This is a genomic window from Priestia sp. JNUCC 25, from assembly GCF_053667915.1.
The window spans coordinates 3,788,288-3,807,684 of the sequence record NZ_CM132211.1 but is presented as its reverse complement, the minus strand read 5'-3'; the positions used below and the strand labels follow the sequence as shown (position 1 = coordinate 3,807,684).

Below are 19,397 nucleotides of genomic sequence, written 5' to 3'. Positions count from 1 at the left end.
CCTTGTGTCAGTTTTATTCCGATTTATTTTTAGACTGTTTTAGACTTTTGTTTGGCAGACGAATATAAGAGTCTTTCCAGGCTTTTTTATTTAACGCAAAAAACGGTTTGAAGTAAGCCATACCAAAACTTTCGAGCTTGGTTAGATGAATGACGAGAACAAGAAAAAACATGGTAACGCCATATAACCCAAAGATTGCTGCAATCATCATAGATACGAAACGCAAAATTCGAAACGAAAGGCCAATTCCGTACTGAGGAACGGTAAAGGACGCAATTGCCGATACAGATACAACAATAATCATAACGGAGCTAACGATATGGGCTTCCACCGCTGCTTGACCAATCACAACCCCGCCTACAAGTCCAACTGTTTGTCCAACAGGAGTAGGGAGACGCAGCCCGGCTTCGCGCAATAATTCAAGCGTCACTTCCATGACCACTGCTTCGATAAAAGGAGAAAAAGGAACGTTTTCTCGTGTGGCCGCAATCGTAATAGCTAGCTCAGTCGGAAGCAGGCCTTGGTTAAACGAAACGAGTGAAATATAAATAGCTGAAAAGAATAGGGTAATAAAAATAGACAAGTACCTTAGTAATCTTAGCAATGAACCGGCTATCCATCTTTCGTAATAATCATCGGGTGATTTCATAATCATATCGAAAGTTGTAGGCACTAAAAGAGCAAAAGGAGAGCCATCTACTAAAATGGCTACTCGCCCTTCATTCACCGCAGCGAGAACACGATCCGGTCTTTCTGTATTTTGTACTTGAGGGAACGGTGAGTAAGGTGCTTCTTCTAAAAATTCTTCAATCATTCCTGAGTCTTGAATGTTATCTAAAGGAATGTCTAATAATTTCTCTCGGACTTGATTCACGATGTGAGTTTGACAGTGTTTATTATGAAAAACGATACTTGTTCGATGTTCCTTTGTATTTCCAATATAAATGTCTTCAATAACCATTTCTTCTTCGGTAGAACGCTGCCTTAAAAGACCAAGGTTTTCATCTAAGTTTTCGATAAGAGCAATTTTAGGGCCACGCACTACTTTTTCTGTTGTAGGTTCACTTAAAGAGCGCTGTTTGGTCATAGACATATTTAATGAGTATGCCGTGGTGCTTTCGCTAATAAACAGCAGGGGCTGACCTTTAAAAAAACACGAGATCGCTTGCTTGTATGTATAAACTTCTTTGTCTTTAATGACAGAAATAAACGAATCGATGTCATCGAGTGTTTGCGTTTCACTTTTTGCTTTTGTCTCAACAACATGCTGAGTAAGATTATCAAGTTTTTCTCCGTCGACTAATCCTTGGAGATAAATAATGCATATATATTTTGTGGGAGACAGCCATAATTTTTTGGAACCAACATCTGTATTTTGACCCACCAAATCTAGAAACGTTTGAACGGTGTAGTCTGCATTGGGCTGAAATTTTGAATCGAGCATAAATAAACTCACCGCCTGTTGTATTAATGAGCTTAGTGTTTACGATGTAAAAACGAGTTATGCGAAAAATGTGGAAGAATAGAAAAGATATGTTATGGTAAAGAAAAGAGGTGATGATATGCTACATTCATTTACGTTAAAAACGAATAAGCGTGACGAAATGATTGACGTTACGAGTCAGGTGCAGGCAGTACTAAGAACAGAAGGGTTAAAAGAAGGGGCGGTAGTTGTTTACTGTCCTCATACAACCGCTGGTATAACAATTAATGAAAATGCGGATCCGGATGTAAAAACCGATATGATCCGACGCTTCGATGAAGTATATCCTTGGGAACATAAGTTAGATCTTCATATGGAAGGAAATACGGCGGCGCACCTCAAAGCGAGCACGGTCGGCTCCTCTCAGCATATAATCGTTCACGATGGGCAGCTGCTGCTAGGAACGTGGCAAGGAATTTATTTTTGTGAGTTTGATGGACCGAGGACTCGTACGTATTATGTGAAAATTTTATCGGCACAATAACTTTTTTTCATACGTCATTGTCCAACTTTTTTCTGAAAATTGTTATAAAACAAAGTTAATTTAATATAAATGTTATATAACAGTTAAAGGGAGAGATTGAACAATGGAAAAGATAGGTGCAGAACAAGAAACAGTAAAAAAAGAAAATGAAAAAACAAATTTTACATGGGTGGAAGAATACCCAACCATTTTAGACATTGTCAATGAGTATTACAGTACGTGTCGATAAAATGGGGAAGGCCGGAACAAAAGTATTTCAGTTGAAAGAGGATCCGAACGATGAATCGTTCGGATTTTTTCATTGTGATGGTGAACGCAGGTTTACTGCATGTAGCTATGTCTCAATATTTTTTTATAAAAAAGATATAATAGTAGCAATTTTCTTGAAAGGTTTAATATAATAAATATTAGGGTACTGAATTGTATGAAATAAAGATAAAACGCATCGTTTCATACTATTTCCTTTTTTACCGCTAGTACAGCCTTGAAGAAAAAGTTTCATTTGATATACTAACTATACGCTTAGTCTTTAAGATAAAGATGAAGATTCATTGTTATTGTTACACGCAGTGAATGAGCTGCCTTTGCTTGGCGAAAACGTCGTACAAACAAAGACAGATAGCGAATTGTTTTGGGTGCGTTCATTTAGTTCAAAACAGGGAGGCGATTAGTCTATGTTACTTGTACGTATGGCCATGATTGGTTTCTTTTCATTAACAGCCATATCATTGTTCTCTTTTCAGTCCGTTGAAATTATCCATGCCATTATGGACTTTTTTTCATCAGCTGATAAGTACTAAAAAACTATATCTTTTTTAAATAAAAAGAGGATAGCCCTTAGGGGGCTATCCGTCAAAAACCGCCTTTTGGGCGGTTTTTTTATGCTTATAGCTGTGCTAACAAACGAACTGCATTCATTCTCTGATGACAAAGTCCACGTGTTTTTTTTAGCTCAACATTCGTTGAAATAAGTATTTACGTACTGTTCAAACTGAAGCCAATCGTCCACGCGAGGGACCTTTACTTCTTCGTTATACGGGTAGCTCATGGCAACAGCATGGCGACCTGTAGCTTGAAAAGCCTTCAAATTATGCGGTGCATCATCAAATAGCAAGTCTCCGTATATTTTATCTTTTTGGTGTGTAAACACGATATTGTATTTTCCGATAAACGGAAGGTGTTTTTCAACCCACTGCTCTTTTTCTGTATAAGCATAGGTACGGCTGCTTGTGACAATTAAAATGGCAAACCTTTCATAAAGTCGTTTAAGAACCTCAACAGCATGGGGCAGAGGTTTTAAATGTAAAAAAAGTCCCGGCTGATCGAGGTAGTCATAAATTTTTGTGCCGCATTCCGGCTTTACATACTTTTCTGATTCCCAGCATTTTAACTTTTCAACCGATAAGCTGTCGCAATAATCTTTGTTATATTGGTTATGCCAATCCGTCATAAGATCACAAATGACAGAATCCATGTCAATTAAAAGGGTGTGCATTTATTCAACTTCCTTTACAGTATTCATCTACACGCTTGGTTTTGCAATGTAATGTGCTGCTTCTACTATACCAAATCTTTTACATGCAGAAAAAGAGCAAGCCGCATCAAAATCGCACAGCTTGCCCTTTTATAGAAACTACATTCTTTTAGCACCTAAATAGCGTTTGCTCCAATAGCTCTCTTTCAGAGAAGAGATGCTCACACCTTTAGATGAAGAGCAGTGAAGAAACTGGTTATTTCCTAAATAAATTCCTGCATGAGAAGGCCCTTTTGTATAGGTTTGAAAGAACACAATATCTCCAGCTTTTGGACTTGAGACGCGCGTTCCTTTTTGATAAATTTGAGCTACTGTTCGAGGAAGTTGAACCCCGCCGCCATGTTTGAACGCATAGCCAATAAAACCGCTGCAGTCAAAGCCGCTTGGCGTTGTTCCACCCCAGCGATATCGAACGCCCATATACTGTTTTCCTTTGTTAATCACTGCGTTAGGGTTATAGCGCGCTGAGCTAGAAGAATATTTACCCTTTGCTGAAACGCCTAGTTTAGCATACGTTCCTTTTCCAACAATACCATCTGCTGCTAGTCCATTTTTGCGCTGAAATGATTTTACAGCAGAAGTTGTAACAGTCCCAAAGTATGTAGTCGTATTCCCTTTAAAATAACCTTTATTTTTCAACGTTTGTTGTAGTTGTTTAACATCTTGATGATTCATGCCTTGGCGAAGCGTTTGGTCGCCTAGAGCCGCTTGGCTGACAATCGGGCTAGTAGAAACAATAACGCCAGCAAGCGTAAGAGCTGCTATTACTTTTTTCATAAAACTAGTACCCCCTGAAAATTTTTCCTGATTTGAGTAAATTCATCATATCATCTTTCGACAGTGTTCTACGTTACAATTTCATTACATATATGAAAAAAATGAAATATAAAGGTGAATATAGTCTTATAAAAGCTGTAACTAAAAGGGTTCTTTAGATGTGCAATATTGCTAGAAAAACTTTGAATATTTGACGGTAAATAACTAAAAGATATGAAAAAGTATGTACATTTAAAATTTAACAAAGAAATATGTTGTGAATTACTACACAAAAAGTTCGAACTCGGGTAAAATGTAGAACTATAATATAGTAGTCATGTATGTGACTTTGATGAGGTGAAAGTAATGAAAAGAATAGGTGTATTAACAAGCGGCGGAGATTCTCCAGGTATGAATCCTGCGGTTCGTGCTGTTGTGCGTAAAGCAATTCATGAAGGTATGGAAGTTTACGGTATCTATCAAGGATATCAAGGGTTAATAGAAGGAAATATTAAAAAGCTAGAAGTTGGAGATGTTGGTGACATCATTCAACGCGGTGGAACTATGCTTTATTCTGCAAGATGTCCAGAATTCAAAACAGAAGAAGGGCGTTTAAAAGGTATTGAAAACCTTAAGAAGCACGGTATTGAAGGCTTAGTAGTTATTGGTGGAGACGGATCATATATGGGAGCTGTAAAACTAACAGAGCTTGGTTTCCCTTGTATCGGTATCCCAGGAACAATTGATAACGACATTCCAGGAACAGATTTTACATTAGGATTTGATACGGCTCTTCATACGGTTATCGATGCAATTGATAAAATCCGTGACACGGCGACTTCTCATGAACGTACGTTTATTATTGAAGTTATGGGTCGTAATGCAGGAGACATTGCTCTTTGGTCAGGTCTTGCTGGCGGTGCGGAAACAATCCTTATCCCAGAAGCAAAAGATGAGTTCCAAGAAATGGTTGATCGTTTGAGAAAAGGCCAAGAGCGCGGTAAAAAGCACAGCATTATTGTAGTAGCTGAAGGTGTAGCCAATGGTAATGAAGTGGCGAAGCAGCTTCATGAAGCTGCAGGTATTGAAACGCGTGTAACAGTATTAGGACACATTCAGCGCGGTGGTTCCCCAACTGCTCAAGATCGTGTGCTAGGAAGCCGTTTCGGCGGTCGTGCAGTCGAGCTTCTGCTAGAAGGTAAAGGCGGCCGTGCAATCGGTATCCGTAAAAATGAAATTGTAGATTATGATATTATGGAAATTTTAGGTGAACCTCACCATATCAATGCTGATATGTACCGTTTATCTAAAGAGCTTTCAATCTAATCACAGTGTTGCTGAGGCGAAACTTCTTATATTGAAGGAGTTTCGTCTTTTTTTGATTGCATCCCTGTCCCTTCGCAGTGTTTGCATGTTTTCATGTAACCGATACCAGGAATAACGGCTAGCTTTCCGAGCCCTTTGCAAAAAGTGCAAATTAATTCAAAACCAAACATCGTTCCATCCCCTCTGTACACGTTTTCTTTCAGTTTATCATAAAAGTAGACAAATAATTTTAAAAATTATAGAAATAATTAAAAAAATGATTACATTTGAACAGCGAGTGATATAGTAAAGAGAGAAGACCATTTTACAAAAGAGGAGAGGAAGCGTGATGTTTAAACGAATTTTACTTGCCTCAGATGGCTCAGAGCATGCAGCTAAAGCAACAGAAAAAGCCGTTCAGCTGGCTCAGCTGACGGAAAACAGTTTTATTCAAGTTATTTATGCAGTAGAGGGTGATTCAAGATTAAAATCACTTAGCCGCGACGAGGAACGGGAAAGTCGGATACATACAACAGATGAAATTTTAAAGCAAGGAAACGTGGAGTATGAGATTACGTTTATGCATGGAGACGCGGCTAAAACAGTGATTCAATTTGCTAATCAAAATTCATTTGACCTTGTAGTAATAGGAAGCAGAGGGTTAAATCCTGTAAAAGGCATGCTGCTTGGAAGCGTGAGTTCTAAAATTGCACAGCAAGTAACGATTCCTGTGCTAATTGTTAAATAGGAGAGAAATGCAATGTCAAAACAGTACAAAGAATTAAAACAGCTCATTGATGATGCTAAACACATTTGTTTTTTTACGGGAGCAGGAATGAGCACAGAGTCAGGCATACCGGACTTTCGCTCTCAAAATGGCTTATATCGCCAAAACAAAAGCTTTGTGGACATAGTAGCTGCTGACTTCTATGAACAGTATCCTCATGAGTTTTGGCCGCTGTTTAAAGAGATTTTTCATATTAAAATGCTGCATCAGTATAAAGCAAATACGGGCCATCGCTTTATTGCTGAACTAGAAGAAGCCAAAACCGTGCATGTGATTACGCAAAATATTGATGGCTTGCACCAAGATGCAGGAAGCACGAACGTTTTTGAGATTCATGGATCTATTAAGAGAGCTCATTGTCCAAGCTGTAAAGAAGAGTATGGCTTAGCGTATTTAAATCAGTCGGCTCTCCCACAATGTACAGCGTGTGAGCGCCTTTTAAAGCCAAATGTTGTTCTCTTTGGAGATGCCATTCATCAGTTCGATGAAGCAGTTACAGCAGCGCTGTCATCTGATTTATTCATCGTGCTTGGTTCATCGCTTGAAGTAGCACCGATTAATCAGATTCCGCTGCTTGTGAGCCGGTACAATCGTACAAACATGGTGATGATTAATAAAGAACCTACGCATTACGATTATTTGTTTGATTTGGTTATCTATGATTCCATTGGACAAGTGGTCGCAAATTTATAAGCGTCTATGCATGGACATAGCGCTTTTTTAGCATTTAGTGATAAAGTGTAGGGATGTATCATATGGTGTAGTACATCATCCATTCGCTAATGGATAGAAGGGATGTTTTCGCATATGAGTGTAGGCTTGAGAGTTTGTCTCTTCATTGTTGGTATTGCACTCAAAGTGACAGCTGTTTTGACTTTGATTTTTGAAATGAATCTTGTCCCTATTCACGGAAGGAGTCTCACTTATTATGCTGAAGCGATAGGTGTGAAACTCCCCATTATCTGTTTTGTCCTTGGTTTTTTTTGTGTAGCAGCAAGCTTTTATTTACCTGCTAAAAATCGCCGCACCAGTAAATAGCAAGGGCAGGAGACTAACTAAAACGTTTGACTGCAAAGTTTTTAACATTTAAAATAAAGTCAATAAGTTTAAAAAGAAATAGGATAATTATTCCTTATTCTTTTTAGATATACGGAAATAGAGGTGATTGGATGGGGCAGTGTACCACGTTGGCGAAGTAGCATTATATGCACCAGTGTCAAAGCGTACAATACAGTATTATATAAACCTACATTTGCTTCACGCATATCGCTCTTTATCACATAATCGCTCTTTTAAGACGTTAACAGACTTTAACTTTATAAAGATTGTAAACTACTAAATTTTTTATAAATGAATGGAAGAGAGAATCAGCGCTGAAGCAACATCATGAAATGAAGCGATGTGAGCCATTGCTTCACATCTAGAACAGCTGAATAAAGAATGACCTGCTACACTAACGAGTGAAACGTGAGATAAGGAAGAAAGACTGGCAGTTTTGCTCCATATAAAAATGTTTATACATTTATCATGTGATTCCTCCTTATATGCACTTTTCCAAGTGATCAGTACAGGGATAGAGTTCTTTATCCAAATTTTTTATTTTTTAGGAGGTGAGTCCTTACTCGTTTTTAAACGAGCTAAGGAACTTGATTGGACATATTTAACTTGATTTTACTAGCGGTACTGATTGCATTAACTGCTTTTTTCGTTGCTACCGAGTTTGCGATTATTCGCGTGAGGAGTTCCAAAGTGGATCAGCTTATAGCAGAAGGGAGCAGCAATGCAAAAGCTGCGAAGCAAGTTATTTCAAATTTAGATGAATACTTATCTGCGTGTCAGCTTGGTATTACGATTACTGCGCTGGGAATTGGTTGGTTAGGAGAGCCTACACTTTCGCATCTCCTCTCACCATTACTTGATCAACTAGGGATAAGCGGAGCTTTAACAAAAGTACTATCTGTTGCGATTTCTTTTGCGGTTGTTACATTTATAAACGTTGTGGTCGGAGAGCTTGCTCCGAAAACATTTGCAATTCAAAAAGCAGAGAAAGTCACTTTATTATTTGTTCGTCCGCTTATACTCTTTTATAAAGTAACCTATCCTTTCATTTGGCTATTAAACAGTTCTTCTCGTTTAATAACAGGGTTATTTGGTCTAAAGCCTGCTTCAGAAAATGAGCTTGCACACAGTGAAGAAGAGCTTCGCATCTTGTTATCAGAAAGCTATAAAAGCGGTGAAATCAATCAATCGGAGTTTAAATATGTAAGTAAAATTTTTGACTTTGATGATCGCGTTGCCAAGGAGATTATGGTGCCGCGTACGGAAGTCGTTTCGATTGACCAGGAAGATACAGTCGAATACATCCTTGAGATGGTCCAAGAAGAGCGGTTTACCCGCTATCCGGTCATCGATGGAGATAAAGATCATATTATTGGAATGGTCAATATGAAAGAGATTTTAACCGAGATTGTCATGAACAACAGCAAGGAAAAAATAGATTTAAAACAGTATATCCGTCCTGTTATTGAAGTAATTGAATCGATTCCTATTCATGATTTATTGCTTAAGATGCAGCGTGAACGCATCCATATGGCTATTTTAATTGATGAATACGGTGGAACAGCAGGGATTGTAACAGTAGAGGATATTTTAGAGGAAATTGTCGGTGAAATTCGTGATGAATTTGATGCGGATGAACTTCCATTAATTCAGAAAGTCAAACCCGATCATTATATTGTAGATGGAAAGTTATTAGTAAGTGAGCTTAACGAGCTGCTTGGCACAACAATTGATGATACGGATGTTGATACAATTGGAGGCTGGGTCTTGACGGAAAAATATGACGTCAAGCAAGGAGAAAGCCTTAGCTTTGATCAGTATGACTTTACCGTTACGAAAATGGAAGGCCATCACATTCAATATATTGATGTGATCAAAAAACGTCAGGTGCATCAAAGCACGGATGAAGCGGTTAATGTGTCGGACATGAACCAGTCACAGGCTTTATCTTCGTAACAAAAAGGCGCATTGCAAAAGAGCAGTGCGCCTTTCTTATGAAAAAAGCGTGCTGAGAAGATGATAAAGTCATATGATGGAACTAAGGGATAATATTACCGCTATGAATCTTGAAATCAATTTGCTTTAATAAAAGTATGAAAACTCTATCAAAACTTTTATTAGTAACACTGTTGTCTGTCACTCTAGCTTTTGGTCTTAATAACACTGCGCAAGCAGCAACCGTACATACCGTTCAATCGGGAGATACGATGTGGAAAATAGCAGTAAAATATCAGGTTGGCGTTTCCGAGCTGATTGAAGCGAATTCTGCTATTAAAAATCCTAATTCGATCTATCCGGGACAGAAAATTACTATTCCAACCGATAAAGCAGGAAGTTCATACGAAGAGCAAGTGGTTCAGCTAGTGAATCAAGAACGTGCTAAAGTAGGACTTAAGCCTTTAAAGTCTAATTGGGAAGTAGCTCGCGTTGCGCGCTATAAATCGCAGGATATGATTGATAAAAATTATTTTAGTCATACATCGCCTACATATGGAAGTCCGTTCGACATGATGAAAAACTTTGGTATTACATACAGTACAGCAGGTGAAAATATCGCTGCTGGACAAGCAACTCCAAAAGAAGTGGTTAACGCATGGATGAATAGCGAAGGTCACCGTAAAAACATACTATCGAGTCAATTTACCGAAATCGGAGTAGGTTACGCTAAAGGTGGAAGCTACGGCCATTACTGGACTCAAATGTTCATTTCAAACTAAAAAAGAAAGGAAAAAAAGCTGACTTAGTAGTCAGCTTTTTTTAGCTTCGAGCACTTTCTAGAAATTCTTTTGGATTGCCAGAAAGCTTTCCGTCCTGCTCAACGATGAGTGTGCGCGTAGGGAAAGCAAATTCTACGCCTTCTTCTTCAAGAATATCCATAATTTCGAAGTTTATATTTTCTTTTACATCTAAATAATCAGCAAAAACGGTTGTATTTGTAAAGAAATACAGATAGATATTTAGACTAGATTCATAGAAGCCGTCAAAATTTACAAGAATCGTTTCATTGTGAATTTCTTCGTGCTCCGTCAGCATCTTTTTAATTCTTGTCACTACGGTTTCTAACTTTTCTTTTGGTGTATTATAATTCAAGTTTAAATGAAAGGCAATTTGACGTTTTCCCATCTTAGCCCAGTTGATAATAGGCTCATTAGAAAGAGTAGCATTTGGAACCGTTACGACTGCTTGAGCGAACGTTCGAACTTTGGTGCTTCGAAACGTAATATCTTCTACAACGCCTTCAACACTCGGTGTTTTAATCCAATCTCCAATAGTAAAAGGCTTTTCGGTAATAATCACAATTCCGCCGAATAAATTACTAACAGTGTCTTTTGCGGCTAGGGCAAAAGCAAGACCACCTAACCCAAGCCCCGCTACAAAGCCGTTTACGTTAAAACCCCATTCTTCTGCGATGATGGATATAGAAAGCATAACAACAACGATGCGGATGAACTTTTCAATAAAAGGAATAATGATTCGATCCACTTGGATATCAAAGCTTTTGGCAAACGTTGCAAAAAATAAATTGGTAGAAGCAGCTAAATTATACAAGCCCCATCCTGCAAGGCCAACAGAAGCTGAACGAACTAAATGTCTTTCCGTGTCGGCTGTTAAAACATCAAAGGGAAGATAGGGAAGAGCAAGCTTGAAACCAATAATCACAAAAATCCAGCGCAGCGGCTTTTCAAAAGCTTCTAAAACGCTCGTAATTAAATTGATTTTTTTATTTTTGACAAAACCAATAATAAACTTAAACAAATAAGTCGTGAACAGCTTGCGAAGAATTAAAAAGATCAGAAAGATCCCAATCGCAATCACGATTTTTTTCCAATCATCTAAAGATGACAGAGACTTCAAAAAATCCATACAATCCTCCTAGTTACCAAAACTGTGCTACAGTTCATTTATATCCGTCAATTAAAGCATTTCTATGTAGAGTGTAATGTACCCTAAATTCATGCTTTTTAAAAGCTTCTTCCCTATTAAAATAGCATAAAAATACCCGTAAATCTATTTAAGTGATAATTATGAATATATCTCTTTTTAGTAAAAGAGACAGACAATAGTCTGAAAATAAGTTGTATAATAAATAGGTGATATTATAAACATTAATTTATCTTATTATTTATTTAAAACGTTCGTTGGAGGGAGAAGCTTTGTTAAGTCAATTAAATAGAATGCTAGAAAAATTGATGCCCTTTATTACGCCGGTCAGCTTACTCATAGGAGTGCTTATCGGTTCGTCACTGAGTCAGTATACCTTTTTAATTCCATGGCTTTTTGCATTAATGACGTTTGCTGGAAGTTTAAACTCAAATTTTCAGCAGTTAAACGCCACCATACACCGTCCATTTCCAATCGTTATGGCCCTGTTTGTTTTACATATTTTTATGCCAGCGTGGGCTTGGAGCGTTGGCCAGGTGATTTTTCCGCATGATGTATTTACAAGCACGGGCCTTTTACTAGCAGCGATTATTCCAACCGGAGTGACTAGTTTTATATGGGTCTCTATTTACAAAGGAAGCATTCCTCTTGCGCTGTCCATTATTTTAATTGATACTCTTTTAGCGCCGCTTATCGTTCCTTATACGCTTTTATTGGTGGTTGGAGACACTGTGCATTTGGAAGCGCTAAAGCTAGTCAAAGATTTATGTTTTATGATTGTCCTTCCATCTCTGTTAGGCATGTGCTTAAATCAATATACAAAAGGAACAATTAAGCAGACATTAGGACCAAAGCTGGCACCTGTTTCAAAAATAGGGTTAAGTGTGATGGTCATGGTAAACGGGGGAGTGATTGCCCCTTATTTAAAACATATCGATAAAAAACTCCTGTTTATCATCGTGATCGTCTTTTTAATGAGTTCAGCTGGTTATTTCTTTAGCTGGATGATTGGTAAATGGCTAAGGTGGGACCGAGCAAAAGTTGTGACGCTTACGTTTTGCGGGGGCATGAGAAATATTAGCGCCGGAGCCGTATTAGCGGTATCTTATTTTCCAGCTCCCGTTGCTGTACCCGTCGTACTAGGGATGTTATTTCAGCAGGTATTAGCCGCTTTATCAGGGCGTTTAGTTCAAAACTATTACCAGAAAAAAGACGCTGAATTTGTTTCATTAAAATAAATGGAAGAAGCAAGGGACGAACCACAGTAATCATAAAGTAAGCACTCTGTTTTAATGATGAGAGATAAGGTGCTTTTACGCTTGCTGCATTCAAGATAAAGAGATGATTAGAAAAAGAAACGGTGTGGCATACTAGAAAGAAAAAGGTCGGATATTCTTGCTTATCAATATAGCGCTGGGGTTTGTTTTACCTTGGATCTTTGGCACACTTTATTTACATCCTAAAAATCGTCGTTTAATGCCTTTAGTAGGAACTGCTTTTTGCATTTTAGCAATCATTGTCAATGAATTAGGAAGTTATTATGGCTTTTGGAAACTCCGCACTTCTTTAGAAAATGAAGCATTAGAGGCGCTGCCTTTTAATTTAGGCGTCTATCCTGTATTGGCCAGCTATATGATTTTTTTAATCCAGCGAATCGGAAAACCTTATTTTTTTATTTTTCTTATTGCACTGTTTACAACATTTTTAGAAGGAGCGTATGTGCATATGGAAAGAGTTATATACGGAAACGGGTGGAATCTCGGCTGGACATTTTTTTCCTACTGGATTCCGTACAGCGTGATTTATTTATACTATAGGTATTTGGTTAGTCTTAGACTGCTTCACTAGAAGAAAGAAAAAGAAGTAAATATGCACAATAAAAAAAGCCGTGAATATTCACGGCTTTTTTTGTTAGATCGCTTTTTTCGAGCTGGATTTATCTTTTGAATGATCCCACGCATTAATATTATCAAGTCCAGAAATGCTGTCTTGATAGAAGACAGGGTCTTTTCCAGCTTTCTTTTGGGCAAGATAATCTTTGAGTGCGGCAAAGGCAACTTTTGACAGCAGGAGAATTGCGATTAAGTTGACTACTACCATAAAGCCCATAAACAGATCTGCTAAATCCCATACAAGCTGAATTTGAGAAATAGAACCGAACACAATCATTGCAAGTACAGCAACACGATAAGTCATCAGCCAAGCTTTATTTGTGTTCAAGAATTCAATATTTGTTTCTCCATAGTAGTAGTTACCAATTAATGTACTAAAAGCAAATAAGAAAATCATAATCGCAAGAGCGCCTGCTGCCCAAGAACCAATGTGAGTGCTTAAAGCAGCCTGTGTTAACTCAATACCGCTTAAATTTTTATTTGTGTAAGCACCTGAAAGTAAAATGATAAAGGCAGTACTACTACAAATAATAAGCGTATCCGTTAATACACCAAAGGCTTGAATCAATCCCTGTTTTACCGGGTGGCTTGTTGTTGCAGCAGCTGCAGCGTTTGGCGCGCTACCCATACCCGCTTCGTTTGAGAATAATCCGCGTTTAATTCCTTGCATAAGAGCTGCTCCAAGAGAACCTCCGGCAATTTGCTCGAAACCAAATGCATTTTTTACGATTAACGCAATAAGAGAAGGCATCTCTTGAATGTTCATAATAATAATAAAGAGTGCTACGCCAATGTAGGCAACAGCCAGTACTACCACAATATATTCTGACATTTTTGCAATACGCTTAACTCCACCAAAAATAATGGCAGCGAAAGCCACTGTCATAATAATTCCTAACACTAAACGATTTGTTCCGAACGCATTTTCAAAAGCAAGAGTAATCGTGTTCGATTGTACAGCATTAAAAATTAAGCCGAATGATAAAGTGATTAAGACAGCAAACAGTCCGCCCATCCAGCGCTTCTTTAAACCTTTTTCCATATAGTAAGCCGGTCCGCCTCGGAAGCCGCCGTCTTTGTCTTTTACTTTGTATATTTGTGCTAATGTACTTTCGATAAATGCTGAAGCTGAACCGATAACGGCAAGCACCCACATCCAAAATACAGCACCAGGTCCCCCTAAAGCGATCGCAATCGCAATACCTGTAATGTTCCCCGTACCAACGCGGGCTGCCATACTGATACAAAATGCTTGGAATGGCGAAATTCCGTCTTTAGAAGAGCTATCCGCACCTTCTTTTAATACACGAATCATTTCTCTTAATAACCGAATTTGTAAAAACTTTGACCTGAATGTAAAAAACAAACCAAATGCAATCAGCATCGCAATCAGTAAGTAGGACCAAAGAAATTCGTTGATTGAACTAACAAAACCTTGAACTACTTCTTGCATAGTTTCACCTCTTCATGAATTATAGTAGAATAATAATAAAAAACGTGAATTTATAGAATTTTCCCTCTATTTAGATAGATCTCCCTATTTCCCCGCTGTTTTTCTTCATTATCCTTGTCGAATCTTGTTGCTAAATCTGAACCTTATATATATATAAAATAATAATTTTGGTCTTTTGTCAACTAACCTCACATGGAAAAATAGGGTGATATGACAAATGAAGCGGGTATGAAAAGGCGATAACAGCAGGGATGAAAGAAATTTCATTTTGTTTTACTTAATTGTTGCTAGAAAATAAAAGTTTTAGGCCAAGTACGCCAAAAACCGTTCCTTTTACATATTTTAATGTGTGCTGAAAGATACGGCTTTTTTTGACTTTTTTCCCAAGGCCAGAAGCAAATAGCGCAATAAGTGAAAAGATGATGAGCGTTTCGGCGATAAAGATGATACCAAACAAAATCATCTGCAAACTTACATGTCCAAGAGACGAATTAACAAACTGCGGTAAGAACGTGATGAAGAAAATAGCTACTTTTGGATTGGTTAAGTTGCTAACAAATCCTTTTCTAAAGTGATGGTGCTGCTGAACGTTTTCTGTTAATTCCAATGGACCGCTTTTTTCGCGAAACGATTGGTATGCTAAAAACAGCAGGTACAGAACGCCTACAACCTTTAGAATCGTAAAGGCTATAATTGATTTTTGAAAGATAATAGATAGCCCCACTGCGGCTAAAAGAGTATGTACAAAGGTTCCCGTAATAGATCCCAATACGGTTTTGATGCCTGCTTTGACGCCTGAAGCAATACTTTGTGTCATTACAAAAATCATGTCTTGTCCTGGTATTAAGACAATGATAAGTGACACGGCTATGTAAGGTATAAGCCAAGAAAATGTCATGATGATTCCCTCCCAACAGAATTTTAACCATTTCGACAAAAAGTTCTCAAGAGTGTGTGCTAATGAATTAATAGATTAATGGAGTAAAGTTAAGAAGGCATAAAAGCATAAAAAGAGGTTATTTCTCCTAATAAAAATCAATAAAAGATGTAGGAAAAAAATAGGTGGTGTTGTATAATAATTCGATACACTTAATTTTTATAGAAAGAGGGTAAAATTTATGAAGTACTGTTTAGCACAGCCAGAGGATGCTGCTATAGTTCACGATCTTATGCTGCAAGCCTTCTCCGTCTATCGCGATTCTGTCCCACCGTCCAGTGCTCTTGATGAAACGATAGAATCTATTATGCAATCGTTAAAGCACGGAAAAGAAGCTGTCATTTTATACGTCGAAAATAAGCCGGTAGCGATGGCGCGTTTTACGCTAGAAGAAACGAGCTTATATTTTTACCGCCTGTCTGTTATTCCTACTTTTCAAGGAAAAGGAATGGCTAAACAGCTTATTCAATGGTTAGAAACATACGCCAAAGAGTGTGGCAAGGAAAGTTTATCATGCAAGGTGCGAATGAGTGTTTCTCGTAATATAGCTTTGTATGAATCAATCGGCTTTTACATAGAGGAAAAAGAAATTGTACATAGAGACGGAGTGGATATTCCCGTAGTAAATATGAAAAAAGAGATTCTAAAAGGAGTAATGGCATGAATAAATCAACTCTTCCTTTACCGCCTCCTGTCTTTCTTTTAATCGGTGTAGTAGCCGTTTCTTTTTCTTCTATTTTAATTAAATGGTCGGAGGCGCCTGCTTCTATTTTAGGAATGTATAGACTGCTATTTACGGTCCTTTTATTTTTACCGTTTTTACCATGGAGGGAAATGAAAATTCTTTTTAAAAACAGCACGTTAAAAGAATGGCTAATGCTAGCTGTATCAGGCGTGTTTTTAGGGCTTCACTTTCTGTTTTGGATGGAGTCTTTTTTACATACAACAGTTGCTAGCGCTATGATTTTGACTGCGCTTGAGCCGGTTTTCGTAGCGATAGGAGCTTATTTTTTATTTAAAGAAAAAACAAGCAAAGTAGGAATCATCAGCATTTTAATTGCTGTTAGCGGCTCAGTGATTATCGCATCGGGAGATATCGGAGTATCCAAAACGGCTCTTTACGGAGACTTACTTTCTGTCTTAGGTACAGTAGCTGTTTCTGTTCATATGCTGGCGGGGCAAGAATTATGCAGGAAAATGCCTTCAATCATCTATAGCTTCGCCGTTTTTTTAATCGGTGGCCTGGTTCTATTTGTCTACAATATTTGTACAAACGTATCGCTGATTCAATATGACATAAAAGATTGGTGGATCTTTTTGCTTTTAGCACTTATTCCTAATATTTTTGGTCATGCCTTATTTAACTGGCTGTTAAAGTACGTAGATGCTACAACGATTTCAATGGCTATTTTGGGCGAGCCAATTGGTGCCATCATTCTCGCTTATTTCTTGCTTGGAGAAATGACAACTGTTTCTCAGTTAGTGGGAGGAATGATTGTGATGATTAGTGTGATGATCTTCTTAAAGTACAAAGCAGCAGAGCTAGAAAAAGTCATGGCTCTTCAAGAAAAGTCCAATATCAGCTAATTGGATAGGCAAGCAGCACCGAGTATGATACAGTTTATTTATCATTATTTACCATTTGGCGAAACGGCTTTTATTAAACTATATAAAGCGGGTGTAAATATGCTGAAAAAACTAACGGATTACGTTTATTACTTTCCTCATTCTGAAGAAACGGATCGGCCGGTGCTCGGGCTTATCTGCGGGGAGAAGTATAGTTTCATCGTAGATGCCGGGAATTCTCCTGCGCATGCATCATCATTTTTAGAAGAAGTGGAAAAAATGGGCGTCCCTCCAATCAAAGGAGTAGCTATTACGCATTGGCACTGGGATCATACATTTGGCATTCATGCAATGAATAAGTATACAATCAGCCATCATTTAACAAAGAAAAAGCTGGCCTATTTAAAGACACTGCGCTGGGACGATGATTCCTTGGATAAACGCGTCCAGGAGGGGGAGGAAATTGAATTTTGCCGGGATATGATCAAGAAAGAAATGCCGAGTCGAGAGGCGTTAATTTTACAGGAGCCAGACGTAACGTTTCATCATCATATGGAAGTTGACCTAGGTGGAATCACTTGTTGTATTCAGCATATTGGAGGAGTACACGCGCAGGACTCGTCTATTGTCTACATACCCCAAGAAAAAGTCCTGTTTTTAGGTGATTGTCTATGTCCAGATTTTTATAGCGGTGACTGGAGTTATGATAAAGAAGACTTTGAGCGGATTCAGAGAGAGCTTAAAAAATATGATGCGCAGTATTATCTCTCATCTCATTTTGACCCTGAAACTCCTGAGGAACTTTGGCGAGATTTAAACCAATTGAGTGCGATTGGAGAAATTGTAGGAAATGAAGTCGATTTAGAAAAAGCATGTTTTCAGTTTGAATGTGAAACATATAAAAAGCCGACAAATGAGCAAAAAGAGAGAATACAGTATTTTGTTAATGGAAATATCAAACGCAAAAGCAGAGAACTGTTTTGATAGTTTATCCATAATGATAAATAAGCCCGACTGTTCATACTATGTTATGAGCAGCCGGGCTTATTCAATTGGTTGTGCAGTGATATAAGCTTTAAGTTATGATAGTAAAATAAATAACTTGACGAAATAAAGTTATAAAAATATAATAAGTTACATAAAGTAAGTCAATTAAAAAATGATATATTCAAAAGGAGAAATAATCATGAATTTTCACCGTGCACCTCATGTATTTGTTGGGAAAGTAAATTTAAAAGTAGAAAATTTAGAGCGCTCACTTGCTTTTTATCAGCAAATAATCGGGTTTAAACTTTTAGGGAGAAAAGAGAACAAAGCTCTGTTAACAGCTGATGGACGCACCGCGCTGTTATCGATTGAACAGCCGGAAAACGTTACAGCAAAACAGCCTCGTACAACAGGCTTATATCATTTTGCTCTATTGTTGCCGACTCGTTCTGATTTAGGAAGTATACTGCAGCATTTGTTAAATAGCGGTTATCCGCTTCAAGGGGCGTCTGATCATCTAGTGAGCGAAGCGCTGTACTTGGCAGATCCAGATGGAAACGGCATAGAGATTTATCGAGATCGTCCGTCAAGTACATGGGAATGGAATGACAGTGAAGTAGTAATGGCTACAAAACCTTTAGATGCAGAAGAGATATTAGCTGAAGGAAACGGTAAACCATGGGCAGGATTACCTTCAGCTACCTTAATGGGACATATTCATCTTCACGTTTCTGAATTAGGACAAACGGAAAACTTTTATCGAAATGGATTAGGTTTTGAGGTTGTGAGTAATTACCATAATCAAGCATTGTTTATTTCAACTGGGCGCTATCATCATCACATCGGACTAAACGTTTGGAATGGAATTGGAGCGCCTAGTCCTCTTGAAAGCAGCGTTGGTTTAGAGTCATTTACACTTGTTTTTCCAGTTGAAGAAGCAAGGGAGCAGGCAATAAATCAGCTTCGTGAAATTGGAGCAGCTGTGTCTAAAGAAAACCAAGATTTCATCACAAAAGATCCATCAGGCAATATAATTAGATTAGTCCTTTAAAATAAAAGCTGCCGTAATTGGCAGCTTTTATTTATCGCAATGTTCGTCAAAATAGGAAAGAAATGTACACGTTTTTCTCAAATAGTAAGATGATAATGGCGAAAACGGTGTTATTTTCAGGGAAATAAACGAAGAGTCTTACGTTTAAAAAAGTTTGTAAATAAGCGGGCGTGGGAATAAAATACATATCAAGCATCATTTCTTATCGTTATTGAACCTTT

The 19,397-nt window shown here is 37.9% G+C and carries 22 protein-coding genes; 15 read left to right on the top strand and 7 right to left on the bottom strand.

Translation table 11 applies throughout. From position 1 onward, the window contains the following. Window positions 1-13: 13 nt before the first annotated feature. Window positions 14-1,444, bottom strand: coding sequence for a spore germination protein (locus tag JNUCC25_RS20065; RefSeq protein WP_029323899.1), 1,431 nt, complete (start codon window positions 1,442-1,444; stop codon window positions 14-16). Between the two features lie 118 nt (window positions 1,445-1,562). Here JNUCC25_RS20065 and JNUCC25_RS20060 point away from each other — a divergent pair, with 118 nt between their 5' ends. The 3 genes from JNUCC25_RS20060 to JNUCC25_RS20050 all read left to right on the top strand — a co-directional run bounded on the left by JNUCC25_RS20060 (window position 1,563) and on the right by JNUCC25_RS20050 (window position 2,767). After that, window positions 1,563-1,967 (top strand): secondary thiamine-phosphate synthase enzyme YjbQ, encoded by a 405-nt coding sequence (locus JNUCC25_RS20060; RefSeq protein WP_013058683.1) that lies wholly within the window; start codon window positions 1,563-1,565, stop codon window positions 1,965-1,967. 103 nt (window positions 1,968-2,070) lie between these two features. Then, window positions 2,071-2,196: a hypothetical protein gene (locus tag JNUCC25_RS20055; protein ID WP_016765283.1), complete on the top strand. Its 126-nt coding sequence runs from the start codon at window positions 2,071-2,073 to the stop codon at window positions 2,194-2,196. 445 nt (window positions 2,197-2,641) lie between these two features. After that, on the top strand, window positions 2,642-2,767 hold the full coding sequence (locus JNUCC25_RS20050) for a hypothetical protein (RefSeq protein ID WP_013058681.1): 126 nt from the start codon (window positions 2,642-2,644) through the stop codon (window positions 2,765-2,767). A gap of 152 nt (window positions 2,768-2,919) precedes the next feature. On the opposite strand, the gene JNUCC25_RS20045 is transcribed toward JNUCC25_RS20050, so the two are convergent. Continuing rightward, window positions 2,920-3,462 (bottom strand): 5' nucleotidase, NT5C type, encoded by a 543-nt coding sequence (locus tag JNUCC25_RS20045; RefSeq protein WP_013058680.1) that lies wholly within the window; start codon window positions 3,460-3,462, stop codon window positions 2,920-2,922. Between the two features lie 138 nt (window positions 3,463-3,600). Beyond that, complete coding sequence (locus JNUCC25_RS20040; RefSeq protein WP_064472059.1) at window positions 3,601-4,278, bottom strand: C40 family peptidase; 678 nt, start codon at window positions 4,276-4,278, stop codon at window positions 3,601-3,603. A 345-nt stretch (window positions 4,279-4,623) separates the two neighbouring features. Here JNUCC25_RS20040 and pfkA point away from each other — a divergent pair, with 345 nt between their 5' ends. Further along, a complete protein-coding gene (pfkA, locus tag JNUCC25_RS20035) occupies window positions 4,624-5,583 on the top strand; it encodes a 6-phosphofructokinase (RefSeq protein WP_013058678.1) in 960 nt (319 codons plus the stop codon). A 26-nt stretch (window positions 5,584-5,609) separates the two neighbouring features. Here the strand turns inward: pfkA and JNUCC25_RS20030 are convergent, their stop codons facing one another. After that, entirely contained in the window at window positions 5,610-5,753 is a 144-nt protein-coding gene (locus JNUCC25_RS20030; RefSeq protein WP_013058677.1) for a hypothetical protein, read from the bottom strand. 158 nt (window positions 5,754-5,911) lie between these two features. Here JNUCC25_RS20030 and JNUCC25_RS20025 point away from each other — a divergent pair, with 158 nt between their 5' ends. From JNUCC25_RS20025 to safA, 5 genes are all read left to right on the top strand, one after another. Continuing rightward, on the top strand, window positions 5,912-6,310 hold the full coding sequence (locus JNUCC25_RS20025) for a universal stress protein (protein WP_013058676.1): 399 nt from the start codon (window positions 5,912-5,914) through the stop codon (window positions 6,308-6,310). A 12-nt stretch (window positions 6,311-6,322) separates the two neighbouring features. Next, window positions 6,323-7,042, top strand: a complete 720-nt coding sequence (locus tag JNUCC25_RS20020) for an NAD-dependent protein deacylase (RefSeq protein ID WP_013058675.1) — start codon at window positions 6,323-6,325, stop codon at window positions 7,040-7,042. A 114-nt stretch (window positions 7,043-7,156) separates the two neighbouring features. Then, window positions 7,157-7,387 carry a hypothetical protein gene (locus JNUCC25_RS20015; RefSeq protein ID WP_035439113.1) on the top strand — a complete coding sequence of 77 codons (231 nt, stop codon included), beginning with the start codon at window positions 7,157-7,159 and terminating at the stop codon, window positions 7,385-7,387. Between the two features lie 612 nt (window positions 7,388-7,999). After that, window positions 8,000-9,364 carry a hemolysin family protein gene (locus JNUCC25_RS20010; RefSeq protein WP_028415084.1) on the top strand — a complete coding sequence of 455 codons (1,365 nt, stop codon included), beginning with the start codon at window positions 8,000-8,002 and terminating at the stop codon, window positions 9,362-9,364. Window positions 9,365-9,501: 137 nt separating this feature from the next. Then, on the top strand, window positions 9,502-10,125 hold the full coding sequence (gene safA, locus JNUCC25_RS20005; RefSeq protein ID WP_078082276.1) for a SafA/ExsA family spore coat assembly protein: 624 nt from the start codon (window positions 9,502-9,504) through the stop codon (window positions 10,123-10,125). Between the two features lie 40 nt (window positions 10,126-10,165). On the opposite strand, the gene JNUCC25_RS20000 is transcribed toward safA, so the two are convergent. Further along, window positions 10,166-11,272, bottom strand: coding sequence for a mechanosensitive ion channel family protein (locus JNUCC25_RS20000; protein ID WP_013058671.1), 1,107 nt, complete (start codon window positions 11,270-11,272; stop codon window positions 10,166-10,168). Between the two features lie 290 nt (window positions 11,273-11,562). On the opposite strand from JNUCC25_RS20000, the gene JNUCC25_RS19995 reads away from it, so the two are divergent. Further along, a complete protein-coding gene (locus JNUCC25_RS19995) occupies window positions 11,563-12,528 on the top strand; it encodes a bile acid:sodium symporter family protein (protein WP_013058670.1) in 966 nt (321 codons plus the stop codon). Between the two features lie 157 nt (window positions 12,529-12,685). Continuing rightward, on the top strand, window positions 12,686-13,138 hold the full coding sequence (locus JNUCC25_RS19990; RefSeq protein WP_454222382.1) for a CBO0543 family protein: 453 nt from the start codon (window positions 12,686-12,688) through the stop codon (window positions 13,136-13,138). A 63-nt stretch (window positions 13,139-13,201) separates the two neighbouring features. Here the strand turns inward: JNUCC25_RS19990 and JNUCC25_RS19985 are convergent, their stop codons facing one another. Together JNUCC25_RS19985 and JNUCC25_RS19980 are read right to left on the bottom strand one after the other, a co-directional pair. After that, the gene (locus tag JNUCC25_RS19985; protein ID WP_454222380.1) at window positions 13,202-14,635 is read right to left on the bottom strand and encodes an alanine/glycine:cation symporter family protein; all 1,434 of its coding nucleotides are present in this window, start codon (window positions 14,633-14,635) and stop codon (window positions 13,202-13,204) included. Between the two features lie 277 nt (window positions 14,636-14,912). Continuing rightward, on the bottom strand, window positions 14,913-15,533 hold the full coding sequence (locus JNUCC25_RS19980; RefSeq protein WP_013058667.1) for a LysE family translocator: 621 nt from the start codon (window positions 15,531-15,533) through the stop codon (window positions 14,913-14,915). A 220-nt stretch (window positions 15,534-15,753) separates the two neighbouring features. Here JNUCC25_RS19980 and JNUCC25_RS19975 point away from each other — a divergent pair, with 220 nt between their 5' ends. The 4 genes from JNUCC25_RS19975 (at window position 15,754) to JNUCC25_RS19960 (ending at window position 19,176) form a co-directional block, all read left to right on the top strand. Next, window positions 15,754-16,236, top strand: a complete 483-nt coding sequence (locus JNUCC25_RS19975; RefSeq protein WP_029323892.1) for a GNAT family N-acetyltransferase — start codon at window positions 15,754-15,756, stop codon at window positions 16,234-16,236. After that, entirely contained in the window at window positions 16,233-17,159 is a 927-nt protein-coding gene (locus JNUCC25_RS19970; RefSeq protein ID WP_263032830.1) for a DMT family transporter, read from the top strand. The genes JNUCC25_RS19975 and JNUCC25_RS19970 overlap by 4 nt, the downstream gene beginning before the upstream one ends. Before the next feature lie 24 nt (window positions 17,160-17,183). Further along, the gene (locus JNUCC25_RS19965) at window positions 17,184-18,122 is read left to right on the top strand and encodes an MBL fold metallo-hydrolase (RefSeq protein WP_064472055.1); all 939 of its coding nucleotides are present in this window, start codon (window positions 17,184-17,186) and stop codon (window positions 18,120-18,122) included. Window positions 18,123-18,324: 202 nt separating this feature from the next. Next, entirely contained in the window at window positions 18,325-19,176 is an 852-nt protein-coding gene (locus JNUCC25_RS19960; RefSeq protein WP_064472054.1) for a VOC family protein, read from the top strand. Window positions 19,177-19,397: the final 221 nt, after the last annotated feature.